Genomic DNA, 11,639 nt, shown 5'->3' with positions numbered 1-11,639 from the left:
TCACCGTCGCTCAGGTGCGAGTCTGGTCGTATGGACCCCTCCATCCGCCTGCACCAGCTCCTTCCCCTGGTCGAGCGGCAGCACGCCGTCATCGAGCAACTACGCGCACGGCATCCGAAGCTCACCACTGCGAACCAGCTCGCCGACCTGGTTGGGATCAGCGCGCGGACCATCGAGCGAGATATCGCCAGGCTCCGACAAGCCGGCATTCCGGTTGAAGTCGTCAGGGGTTCACGAGGCGGTTACCGAGTCGCCGCTCGGGAACAAGCGTGCCAGGTCTCCCTCACGCCCGGCGAGGTGTCCGCCCTGCTGGCGGCACTGGTCGCCATCGGCCCCTACAGTTCCTCAAGCGCACGAAGCGTTTTCGAGAAGCTCACCACCGCACTCTCGCCTGAGACGGTGGCGTAAAACCGTCACAGCCTTGTCGGCATTAGCTCGTATCGTCGAAGTATGAGCATCAGCCACGAACAGATCGACGACTACCTCACCCGCTACGCCGCCACCATGACCGACCTCGACGCCGAGTCCGCGGCCGACCTCTGGACGACGCCAGGCCTGATCGCAGACGACCGGTTCTCCGGGGTCCTCGAATCGCGAGAGGCGATGGTGCAGGGCTTGAAGCAGTCCTACCCGCTCTACCAGAAGCTCGGCCTCCACTCCGTGGGATACGAACTCTTGGATCAGAACCACCTCACCGGCCTACTCGTGCTGATACGAGTGCGGTGGGAGTTCTTCGACGCCGCCGGTGAGTTGCTCACAGACAGCACCGCCTACTACCTGCTTCGCAGCGAGGAAGCAGGCCTCCGCGCGACCGTCTGTGTGCAGACTGACGATGCCGAGAAACTCCAAGCTCTCGCTACATCACGCGGCATCGAGCTGACGCCGCCCAGCGAGTAAGCCGCGCGCGGGCCGAAACGTCAGCATCTCGCGGCTGCCGGTCTGGGCGGGACGAAGGTATCGCTGGTTCACCTCGCCGCTATGAGGAGAGTCGAGCCCGAACCGGTCCCGGTGTCTATTCCGTTCGTCGTGCTCGACGTGCGCGAGGACGGCACCGTGGCCGTCACCGTCGACGGGATACGGCTGGACCCCGAGCCGTTCGCGCCGCCGTGGCGGCGTTCCTCATTCGGGCAGATCATCGACCGTGCCACGGATGACCGGACGACACCGGCGCGGGTCGAGGTCCGCGAGGCAGACGGGACGACCTTCACCGACATCATCGCGGCTCAACGTCGCCGAGCACCCGACCCGACGCCTGACCCCGAGAAGCCAGCCTCGCGGCCGGTATTCCAAACCGTTGAAGGCGACGGGTTCGTTCCCGGCGAGGACATCGCGGTCGCCGTCGTCACCGGGCACACCGACGCGTCCGGTACCGGTACGGCCCGTGCCCTGATCGACCCCGGCCGGCTCGGGTCGGATGCTGCGGGCGGGGTTGTGGAGGTGGTGCTGGTCGGCCGTATCTCCGGCGCCACGATCGTCCGGCGGCTGCCATGAACAGTCAGGGTCGGCAGACCGGCTCGTTCGGTGATGAGCTGACCAACGCGGCCATGATCGGACTGGTCGGCCTGTTCGGCATCGCCTTGGTGCTCCGCGGCGCCGGGTCCGTCGCGGCATTCGTCACCGGCACGAGCCAGCCCGCCGGTGGTCCTGCGTCCGGGATCGGTGTGCTGTTCGATCCGGGCGATCCCGCTGGCGCCCTGGACGCGCCCGGCATGAGCCCGGTCGTCTACTGGCTCGTCACGAGCCTCCTGCTCGCCGTGCTCATCACCGGCGGCGTGTGGGTCTGGTCGCGGCTGCGCCGTCACACGCACCGAGTCGAGCAAGACCCGCGCCGGATGGCGGGCATTGCCACGAGGCATGAGGTCGCTGCCGCCGCGTCCGAGAAGGCGCTGCTGCGTCGCGCCGGGAACCTCCGCCCCGGGCTGGATAATCCACGCCCGCAAGATGTCGGCTACCGGCTCGGCGCCTCTAAGGGCACCGGGGTGTGGGCGTCGGTGGAGGACTCGATCATGGTCATCGGCCCGCCCCGCTCCGGGAAGGGCCTGCACCTGGTGATCCCCGCGATCCTCGACGCCCCCGGTGCCGTCGTGGTGACCTCGACCCGGCCGGACAACCTGACCGCGACCCTGCGCGCCCGCAGCCGGGTCGGGCCGGTCGCGATCTTCGACCCGCAACACCTCGCCGAAGGCTTGCCCGCGGGGATGCGGTGGTCACCGATCCGGGGCTGTGAGTCCCCGCAGACCGCGATGATCCGCGCCACCGGGCTCGCCGCCGGAACCGGCCTCTCATCCGGCGGCGTCGACGGCGGCGGGTTCTGGGAGGGCAAGACCCGCGCCGCACTGCAAGCGCTCCTGCACGCCGCCGCGATCGACCACCGCCCACCGGCCGAGCTGTTCCGCTGGACCCTCGACCCGACCGCAGCCGCCGACGCGGTGGCGATCCTGACCGGCTCGACCCGCGCGGCGACCGGATGGGCCGAGTCGCTGGAAGCGATGATCGACTCCGACCCCCGCACCCGCGACTCCATCTGGCAAGGCGTGTCCCTCGCCCTCGGATCGCTCGCCGACCCCCGAGTGCTCGACGCCGTCTCACCCGGCCCCGGTGAAGGATTCGACCCCGAGCACTTCATCCAGAACCGCGGCACCCTGTTTCTCCTGGCCACCGGGTCCGGTGCGGGAGCCAGCGCCGCACTGGTCGCGGCGCTGGTGGAAGACCTCATCGAGACTGCCCGCCGTCTCGCCGCGCGCTCACCCGGTGCGCGGCTCGATCCGCCGATGCTGCTGGCGCTGGATGAGATCGCCAACCTCTCGCCCCTGCCGTCGCTGCCGACGCTGATGGCCGAAGGCGGCGGGTCGGGCATCACGACGATGCCGGTGCTCCAGTCCCTCGCGCAGGCGCGGGACAAGTGGAACGAGCACCAGGCCGGCGCGATCTGGGACGCGTCGATCGTCAAGGTCATCCTCGGCGGCGCTTCCAACAGTCGCGATCTGCAAGACCTCAGCGCCCTGGTCGGGGAACGCGACGAGTACACCGACTCCGTGACGCTGGGTGACCACGGCACCCGCTCCAACCAGCGCTCCGTCCGGCGGGTGCCGATCTTCCCGCCCGACCGCATCCGCCGGCTACCGTTCGGCACCGGGATCGTGCTGCTGCGCTCCGCGCCCCCGATCGTCACCGACCTGCACCCGTGGCCAAAGCGCCCCGACACCACCCAGCTCACCGCCGATCGTGCGCAGATAGAGGCCCTGCTGCGCCGCTCTGACACCTGAGCACACGCCAGTCGCCTCCGCGCCCACCTGCCTGCCATAGAAAGCCCCGGCATGACCGGGGACCGCGAGAGCAGACAGGAGCACACCATGTCCGACGATCCCCGCGACGATGACGCCACCACGGGCGACCTGCCCGGCCCGGAGCTGGACGGCGACGAGGGCTTCGAGGACCCGCTGATCGCGGAGCCGCCGCACCCGATCAACTGGAACCTGCTGAACGCCGACGATGCCGAGGTCGAGTGGCTGGAGCTGAACCGGTGGGTGGACTGGCTGCGGCACACCTACGGTCTGCCCGCCGCGGTGATCCCGCCCGCCTGGTACGCCCACTCTGAGCTGCTGTGGGAGCTGTCCGCGCTGCACCTGCACTGGCTGTGCGCCTACGACCCCGAGCAGAACGGCTCCGCGCCACTGGGCTGGCACCGCGACTTCGCCGACGCCCGCCAGCGGCTGCGCGAATGGGTCGCTGCGTCCGGCACGAAGCTCGACCACGACCGGCCCACCAGGCAGACCGTCTGGCCCGGTGAGGAACCCGCCGACCCGATCCAGGACCTGCCGATCATCGACCGCGACGCCGAGTTCGTGGAGTTCGTCATGGCCGACGTCCAGGCTCGCCGCGACGCCGAGGAAGCGTTCTACCGCACCCTCGACCCCGACACCGGAGAACTGTCATGAGCGACGAAGGGACGCTCGTGGTGTCGCCGCTCATGCACAGCCGCGAGGTCGCGGCGTACTTGAAGGTCTCGGAGTCCACCCTGTCGCGGTGGCGGTCGGCGGGCACGGGGCCGCCGTTCCTGCGCCTGGGCGGGATCGCCCGGTATCGGCTCGACGCCGTGGATCGCTGGCTGGCGGAGCTGGAACACGACCATGCCCCGGAGAGCTGAGCCGCAGCCGACCGCTGAGCCCAAGCCGGTCCCGCCGATTGGTGTGAAGGTCTCCACGGACATGGAGCGCCGCTCCTACGGCATCCGCGCCCGCGCCCGGTGGACGGACCCGACCACCAAGCGCCGGGTGATCCGCTCGGAGATCGTGCGGGACGAAGCGGCCGCGCACGCGTTCTTCGACCAGCTCCGCAACTCCTCGACCAAGGGCATGGACGTGTCCATGACGCTGCTGGAGTTCGTCACCTCCATCGGCGACCGGTGGGCGCGGGGCCTGGACCCGACCTCCACCGGCGAGACCTACGGGTACGGGCTGAAGCTGCGGGTGCTGCCCGCGCTCGGGCATCTGCCGGTCACCCAAATCACCGCGGGGATCATCGACCGCACCATTGATGAGTGGGAACAGCGTCACGGCGCCTCAACTATCAAGAACACTATCGCCCCGCTCGTGCGGGTGCTCGATGAAGCCGTGCGGGACGGGCTGATCCAGATCAACCCCGCGAAGAACCGTGCCAAGCGGAGCCTGAATCGCAACGCCTTCCGCGGCCAGTCCGCCGAACACGCCTCCCCGCGGGCGCACGCGATCCCGGACATGAAGACCCTCAACCGCCTCGCGCGCGCATGCGGGAAGGTGCATCAGTCCTACAGCGACTTCGTGATGCTCGCCGCGCTGCTCGCGGCCCGGTCCTCGGAGGTGTCTGGGTTGCAGGTCGGGGATGTCGACTTCGACAAGAACCTCGTGGTGATCCGCCGGCAGGTGTTCCCCGGCAAGGGTGGCCTGGTCACGAAGCCGACCAAGAGCCGCAAAGAGCGACGCGTGCCGATCCTCGAACCGCTCCGGCCCGTGCTCGAACGCCTCACCGACGGCAAGGAGCCCGCGGACTCGTTGCTGGTCGGTCCGAAGGGCGGCTACCTCACCACTGCGACCGTCCGCGACGCCACGAACTGGGACGGCGTCGTGGCGAAGCTCGGGCTGCCTGACCTCACCCGGCACGGCCTGCGCCACACCGGGGCGACCTGGATGGCCGACGCCGGCATCCCTCTGCACGTCCTCCAAGACATCCTCGGGCACGCCTCGCTGGAGACCACCCGCGGCTACCTGCACCCCGACGACCGCCACCTCGCCTCCGCCGCTGAGCAGGCCAACGCCTTCCTCTCTGCCGCGGGGCAGCGTCGCCATGCGCGCCAGAGTCAGCCGCCCAAGCGCGGCATCTAGCTCCGCGATCGGGCTGGACTCGGGGCAAACCGATGCAGGCGGCAATGCTGGACGTGAACGACGGTGGCCTGTGTTATGCCGGGCTTGTGAGCTGGATGAGGTTTCCGCAGGTGTCGTCCAATACGGCGGTGACGACAGGCCCCATCGGTGTCGGTTCTTGCGTGAATCGGACGCCGCCAGCAACAAGCTGCGCATAGGTCGCGGCCACATCGTCAACGGCGAAGGAGGCTGCCGGGATGCCGTCGGCGACGAGTGCGGCTGTATAGGCGTTGGCCGCAGGGTGCTGATTGGGCTCCAGCAGCAGCTCGGGGCCGTCGGGTGCGTCAGGTCCGACCACGGTCAGCCAGCGGAACTCGCCCAGTGGCACGTCGTTCTTGGGGACGAAGCCGAGCTTGTCGGTGTAGAAGGCGAGTGCCTTGGCCTGGTCGTCAACGAAGACGCTCGTGACGTTGATTCGGATGCTCATGAGTCATTCCTTCGGTTCGGTGAGCCAGCGTTCGGTGATCTCCCGCAGCGGCTCGGTGTGCAGGGAGAGGAGTTTCGTCCGCCCAGAACGTTGCGAGCTGACAAGTCCCGCTTCTTCCAAGACGGTCAGATGCTGGGAGATCGCCTGCCTGGACGACGCAATGCCATGCCGCATCGCCAGCCGGCCGCACAACTCGAACAAGCTCTGCCCATCGCGCTCGGAGAGCTCATCGAGGATGAGGCGCCTGGTCGGATCGGCGAGTGCTTGGTAGATGTCTCCCACGCCTCCACAGTAGGCAAGTGGCTACTTGCATATCAAGCCTCGGTTCACGCGAGCCGCTCTCGCCCGCGTCCGAGAGAAGCGGGGACTACCGAGTCCTCACGTCCATCCGATAACAGCCGGGCAGGGGGGCGAATGAGGCCGGGAATCGTTCTGGTCCCCTTTTGGTCCCCTTATCCACAGGGAAGGGGTCTCGGAGGGCCCATCTATCCACAGGCAGCCCGAGCGTGCGCGGGTCCAGGGGGACCAGAGGGGGACCAACAAAAACCCTCCCAAGACATGACGAAGCCCCGGCGAGAAACATGCTCTCACCAGGGCTTTTACGTCGGGATGACAGGATTTGAACCTGCGACCCCCTGACCCCCAGTCAGGTGCGCTACCAAGCTGCGCCACATCCCGTTATTCAATTTTTGAGCCAACCAGGAGGGGTAAACCCCTTGACCCCCAGTCAAGTGCGCTACCAAACTGCGCCACAGCCCGTTGCTGTCCCACCCAGGCCGGGGGGCGCCAAATGAGACAACTCGACTATCTTAGCGTGCCGGCGGGGCCGGTCGTGACCAACCCGAAAGCCACTGTGGGCCCCGCCAGCACCGGCGCCGAACGCACCGCTCCCGACGAGCGTGCGCGCGCGAGCGCCACGGACGTCCCGCCCCGCAGCGGTTGGTCCGAGTGGGTCGGCGGCGGGATGCGCACAGGAGGCAGCATCCCGCCACCGAGTCACTTCTGGGGGGTACCACCGCCCAGGATCGTGTCGATCTCGTCCTGGGTGAGCGGGGCCCAGGGGGACGAGTCTGGGTTGGCGCTGGCCGCCTCCGGGCTGTCGCCCTGCGTCCACCACTTGGCTTCGAACGGCACACCGTCGAAGAGCACACGCGCGCCCTTGTCGTACGGGGTCTCGCCCGACCAGGTCGGGTAGGTGCCAGGGGGCAGGGTCGGCTGCGGGATGGGGGTCTCGCCCGGCAGCACCGGGCCCACCAGCTCCCACGGGGTCTCCCACTGGTTGAGCACGGGGTTGTCCGGCACGTCGCCCTTGGTCCACCACTTGGCCTCGTAGACGTTGTGGTGCCAGGTGACCTTGGTGCCCTTGAGGTACGAGTTGCTGGCGGTCCAGATCGGGTACGGCGAGTGGGCGGGGTCGTCGGTGGCGGCGGCGGAGGTCGGCTCCGCGGTGGTCACGGCGCCCTCCCCCAGCGCGATGCGGCCGTCGAAGCCCTTCGAGAGCAGGCCGGCGAAGGTCTGCTTGCCCTGGTTCACGCCGCTGCACGCGTCGGAGACCACGGTCAGGTCGACGTAGTTGGAGCCGCAGGTCTTGTCGCGGTTCGCCGACCACATCGACATGCGGCCGAGGCCGGTCGAGACCGCCCAGGCGTTGAGCGACTTGGCGTCGGCGAGGCCGAAGATCTGGCCCTCGTCATCGTTCTGACCGATCATCGGGGTGGCGCCGATCTTCGCCCACAGGCTCGGGTCGGACTGGTGGATGCCCGCCCGGTTGTACAGCACGCCGAGCTGCCTCTGCGCGGCGCTGAGCGCCGCCTCGGAGGTCGCGGCCATCGACTTCGACGCGTCCTTGGCCTGCCCGTAGTCCATGGTCATCAGGTTGACGCCGGCGAGATCGACCTTGGCTTTCAGCATCGCGGCGATGGCGTTGGTGCCGTCGGTGGTCATGCCGGTGGGCGCGACCGGGAGGGTCAGCCACACCGCCAGACCCTTGCCCGCGGCGCGGCGCTCCCGCTGCAGTTCGGCGATCGCGGTGGCCCGGCGGGAGGCGGCGTCGGCATTCACCAGGCCGTCGCCCTCCAGGTCCAGATCGATGGTGCCGACCTTGTACCGGTCCACGACCGACGCGTACGCGGTCTTCAGAGCGGCCGGATCGGTGCAGCCGACGGCGAGCTCCTCATTGGCCTGCCCGCCGAACGACACCGCGATGTCCCCGCCCTGCTGCTGCAGCCGGGCGATCCGGCGGTCCAGATCGAGCGAACCGCGCGCCTGATCCATCGTGTAGGCGGCGCCCCACGAAGGCGTGCAGGCGTTCGACGGGCTCGAGACGATGAACGAGAGCACGGCATCCTTGGTGGAGGTCGTGCCGAGGTTCTCGAACGCGTACTTCGGGGTCGCGGTCACATCCACGAACGAGGCGAACCACGGCTTGACGTCGACGGAGGCGCGGGCGCTCCACCACTGGAAGCCGACGACCCCGCCGGAGACGACGACGATCGCGACGAGCGCGGCGCCGATCACCCGCCACGGCGAGAGACGACGGCCGGAGTCCGACTCGGGCGCCTGCAGACGGTCGGTCTGCGCGACGGACGAGTCAGCGGCAGCGGCCGCAGCAGCCGCCTTGGCGGCTTTCCTGTCCGAGCGGGCCATCAGGCGGCCTGCCTCTGGTCGTCGGACACGGCCGCGTCGGAGGCGGCCGCAGCCGGGGCGTCGTCTCGCAGCGCGGTGCGCTCCAGGTGCGGCACCTCGCCGCCGGTGTGGCCGTGGTAGAGCACCGAGCGCCAGTCGATCGACTCGGTCACCGGGGCGGTGGCCGGCGCCGCGCTCTTCCGCTTCTTGTCCACGTAGAGCGGCTTGGTGAGACCGAGCCAGATGTCGACGATGGAGTTCCAGATGCCGATGTAGGCGACGAGTGACCAGATGGCCAGGGTGGCGTTGAACGCGGCGAACGCGGCGTTGCCCCAGTTGTGCGCGTTCCAGTCACGCCACAGCGTGAACAGCGAGAACGCGATGATCGCGATCGGCGCGATCACGTACAGCAGCGGCGACGCGGTGCGGTTCTTGACCTTCGGGGTGCGGGCGAACGGGATCTTCTTGCCGGTCAGCGACTGCTGGATCGACTTGAGCACTCCGGCCAGGTTGACCGGCAGCAGGATCAGGTTGAAGCCGTAGATCCGGAAGATGTCGGTCGCCTTGTATCCGGCGTAACGGAGGTCGCTGGCCTGGCTGATGAAGTACGGCAGCGCCGCCAGCAGCACCATCGGGCTCAACAGGCGACCGTCGTACGGGTAGGCCAGCAGGAACACCAGGCCGAAGCTGGCCCAGCAGATGGAGGCCATGTAGTTGACCCGCAGCAGCAGCTCGATGCGCGAGACGTTCTCGCCGCGGCGCCTGCGCTCCCGCACCTGCTTCCACAGCTTCGGGAGGATCAGGAGGCCGCCGTTCGCCCAGCGGCGGCGCTGCACGATGAGCGAGCCGAAGTCGGGCGGGGTGGCCGAGTAGCTGAGGCGCTCCGGGTAGTTGACGAGCGTCCAGCCGTGGGTGCCGAGGTCGATGCTCGACTCGGTGTCCTCGATGACCGTGCGGTCCTGGATGTACCGGCGCACCTCGAACCCGCCGACCCACTCGGTCTCGACGATGTCTTCCAGTGCCCGCTTGCGGATCACCGCGTTGGCACCGACCCAGAACGTCGCTCCGTAGTAGCTCTTGCCCTGGTGGAGGATGTGCTGGATGTCGGTCGTCGCACCCGCCAGGCGCTCGATGCGGGTGCCGGCGCCGCGGAACGAGGAGTACGGCGTCTGGGTGACGGCGACGCGCGCGTTGTCCGGCTGCTGCAGGAAGTAGGTGAGCCGCAGGCAGTACTCGCGCAGCAGGATCGAGTCGGCGTCGAGCGTGAGCAGGAAGTCGCTGTCCGGGATCTGGATGTCACCGGGCCGGCGGGAGGCCGCGGGCACCGGGTTCAGGACCGGACCGTCCGGCGTCTGCTCGGCACGGTAGGTGCCGCCCATGAGGCCGATGTAGGCGTTCAGGTTCATCGCCTTGTTCGCCTCGTGCGACAGGGAGGCCCACTTCTTGCGCTCGAAGACCATCAACTCGGCGTCGAACGTCCACGCCAGGCGGCGGTAGAGCTGAGCGACCCGCTCCGAGGGGAGCTCGGCGCCCTCCGAGACGGCGGCATTCACGGCCTCCGCGGTCAGGGCGAGCTCGTCGCCGAGCGCACGGAGCACCTGGTCGGCGAAGAAGACGTCGACGTGGTCGTCGATGCTGTGAGCGTCGGCCTGGGCGTACAGCCACTCGGCGGCCCAGCGGTAGTGCTCGGCCAGTTCGAGGGCGGCCTCGTCGGACACGAACGCACGCTCGTCACCGAGTTCGTGCCGCAGCAGGGCGTCGGTGAAGCGGAACCGCGGCTCCGCGAGCTGACCGGTGATGCTGTCGGCGAGAGCACGCGTGGCGTCCAGCCGCTCGGCGACGGCGGGGTCGGTCGGGTTCGGGTTGTCGTCGACCAGCAGCACCACCCGCATGGACGGGAACTCCTGCAGCGCGGCCGAGAGCAGCGTCATCCGCACGACCTCGGGCTCCTCCGCGTAGGAGGGCACGAGCACCGTGATCGACGGCTGGTTCTGCGCGAAGTGGCGGTCGAGCTCGGCGCGCGGAACGCGCACGTGCTTCTGGAACCGCTGCAACGCACCCTGACGGGCGACCAGGTACATCAGCGCGGAGAACGTCAGGAACGTGACGACGACGGTGTAGCCGATGGCTTCCATCGTGAACCGGAAGTCCTGCGTGCCGAGCACGAGGAACTGCCGGATGATCGTCGTCACGACGTAGATGGCCCAGAACACGATGGTCGCGACGATGGCGACACGGCTCCAGGTGATCTTTCGATCGGAGGGTTTCGGGTGCACGGTGGGCAGCGGTTCGGTGCGGCGCTCGGCGCCCCACTGCCGTTTCCGGGCAGGCGTGTATGAACTTGTAGAACTCATGGTCGGGTATGCGTCCTCAATGGGTGGAGCCCGCGCCTTCGGGTAGCGCGGTCGGGTAGCTCCGTCAGTGGTCCACATTAGTGAAGACAAGGCGGGGTACAAAGACCCCCAATCGGGTCCCCCCACCATTGGGGTGACGCGTCACCGAAATCCATCCTGCGCCACGCCGCGCCGTCCCTTGACACCGCCCGGGCCGATACGGGCGGCCGGGTGGCGGCGGGACCGGCGTCAGCGTTTGCGCTTCTCGCGCACGCGCATGTTCAGCACGATGGGCGTGCCCTCGAAGCCGTAGACCTCGCGCAGACGGCGGATGATGTAGCGCCGGTAGCCCGGGTCGAGGAAGCCCGTGGTGAACACCACGAATGTCGGCGGCCGGCTCGACGCCTGCGTGCCGAACAGGATGCGCGGCTGCTTGCCGCCGCGAACCGGGTGCGGGTGCGCCGCGGTGAGCTCGGCGAGGAACGCGTTGAACTTGCCGGTCGGGATGCGGGTGTCCCACGACTCGAGCGCGAGTTCCAGCGCCGGCACCAGCTTCTCGAGATGCCGGCCGGTGCGCGCCGAGATGTTGACGCGCGGCGCCCACGACACGTGGGCGAGATCCTGCTCGATCTCGCGCTCCAGGTAGCGGCGGCGGTCGTCGTCGAGGAGGTCCCACTTGTTGAACGCCAGCACGAGCGCACGCCCGGACTCCAGCACCAGGTCGATGATGCGCACGTCCTGCTCGCTGATCGGCTCGGAGACGTCGAGCACGACGACCGCGACCTCCGCCTTCTCGAGCGCGGTGGAGGTGCGCAGCGACGCGTAGAAGTCGGCGCCCTGCTGCAGGTGCACGCG

12 protein-coding genes and 2 tRNA genes are annotated in these 11,639 nt (G+C 68.8%); 7 read left to right on the top strand and 7 right to left on the bottom strand.

From position 1 onward, the window contains the following. Positions 1 to 30: 30 nt before the first annotated feature. From Q0Q23_RS15240 to Q0Q23_RS15210, 7 genes are all read left to right on the top strand, one after another. Positions 31 to 408 carry a YafY family protein gene (locus Q0Q23_RS15240; protein ID WP_128277084.1) on the top strand — a complete coding sequence of 126 codons (378 nt, stop codon included), beginning with the start codon at positions 31 to 33 and terminating at the stop codon, positions 406 to 408. 42 nt (positions 409 to 450) lie between these two features. Beyond that, positions 451 to 897 (top strand): hypothetical protein, encoded by a 447-nt coding sequence (locus Q0Q23_RS15235; protein ID WP_007927125.1) that lies wholly within the window; start codon positions 451 to 453, stop codon positions 895 to 897. 129 nt (positions 898 to 1,026) lie between these two features. After that, positions 1,027 to 1,491 (top strand): hypothetical protein, encoded by a 465-nt coding sequence (locus tag Q0Q23_RS15230; protein WP_347271983.1) that lies wholly within the window; start codon positions 1,027 to 1,029, stop codon positions 1,489 to 1,491. Then, a complete protein-coding gene (locus Q0Q23_RS15225) occupies positions 1,488 to 3,266 on the top strand; it encodes a TraM recognition domain-containing protein (RefSeq protein WP_128277082.1) in 1,779 nt (592 codons plus the stop codon). Before Q0Q23_RS15230 ends, Q0Q23_RS15225 begins: the two co-directional genes overlap by 4 nt. Positions 3,267 to 3,353: 87 nt before the next feature. Further along, the gene (locus Q0Q23_RS15220; RefSeq protein ID WP_007927118.1) at positions 3,354 to 3,938 is read left to right on the top strand and encodes a hypothetical protein; all 585 of its coding nucleotides are present in this window, start codon (positions 3,354 to 3,356) and stop codon (positions 3,936 to 3,938) included. After that, positions 3,935 to 4,147: an AlpA family transcriptional regulator gene (locus Q0Q23_RS15215; protein ID WP_007927110.1), complete on the top strand. Its 213-nt coding sequence runs from the start codon at positions 3,935 to 3,937 to the stop codon at positions 4,145 to 4,147. Before Q0Q23_RS15220 ends, Q0Q23_RS15215 begins: the two co-directional genes overlap by 4 nt. A 43-nt stretch (positions 4,148 to 4,190) precedes the next feature. Further along, complete coding sequence (locus Q0Q23_RS15210) at positions 4,191 to 5,360, top strand: site-specific integrase (protein ID WP_040881160.1); 1,170 nt, start codon at positions 4,191 to 4,193, stop codon at positions 5,358 to 5,360. A gap of 73 nt (positions 5,361 to 5,433) precedes the next feature. Here the strand turns inward: Q0Q23_RS15210 and Q0Q23_RS15205 are convergent, their stop codons facing one another. The 7 genes from Q0Q23_RS15205 to Q0Q23_RS15175 all read right to left on the bottom strand — a co-directional run. Beyond that, positions 5,434 to 5,826: a VOC family protein gene (locus tag Q0Q23_RS15205; protein ID WP_007927100.1), complete on the bottom strand. Its 393-nt coding sequence runs from the start codon at positions 5,824 to 5,826 to the stop codon at positions 5,434 to 5,436. 3 nt (positions 5,827 to 5,829) lie between these two features. Further along, on the bottom strand, positions 5,830 to 6,108 hold the full coding sequence (locus Q0Q23_RS15200) for a helix-turn-helix transcriptional regulator (protein WP_007927099.1): 279 nt from the start codon (positions 6,106 to 6,108) through the stop codon (positions 5,830 to 5,832). Between the two features lie 322 nt (positions 6,109 to 6,430). After that, positions 6,431 to 6,504 (bottom strand) — tRNA-Pro (locus tag Q0Q23_RS15195). 11 nt (positions 6,505 to 6,515) lie between these two features. Next, positions 6,516 to 6,585: transfer RNA gene (locus tag Q0Q23_RS15190), tRNA-Pro, on the bottom strand. A gap of 237 nt (positions 6,586 to 6,822) precedes the next feature. Beyond that, positions 6,823 to 8,472 (bottom strand): chitinase, encoded by a 1,650-nt coding sequence (locus Q0Q23_RS15185; RefSeq protein WP_295125794.1) that lies wholly within the window; start codon positions 8,470 to 8,472, stop codon positions 6,823 to 6,825. Further along, positions 8,472 to 10,805, bottom strand: coding sequence for a glycosyltransferase family 2 protein (locus tag Q0Q23_RS15180; RefSeq protein ID WP_295125791.1), 2,334 nt, complete (start codon positions 10,803 to 10,805; stop codon positions 8,472 to 8,474). Before Q0Q23_RS15180 ends, Q0Q23_RS15185 begins: the two co-directional genes overlap by 1 nt. A gap of 228 nt (positions 10,806 to 11,033) precedes the next feature. Further along, positions 11,034 to 11,639, bottom strand: a 606-nt coding sequence (locus tag Q0Q23_RS15175) for a GTP-binding protein (RefSeq protein WP_295125788.1), incomplete at its 5' end; no start/stop codon positions are given.

This window comes from uncultured Leifsonia sp., assembly GCF_945957465.1.
Lineage (GTDB): Bacteria > Actinomycetota > Actinomycetes > Actinomycetales > Microbacteriaceae > Leifsonia.
Note: the sequence above shows the minus strand (reverse complement) of the source record. Positions and strands in the feature narration are given on the sequence as shown.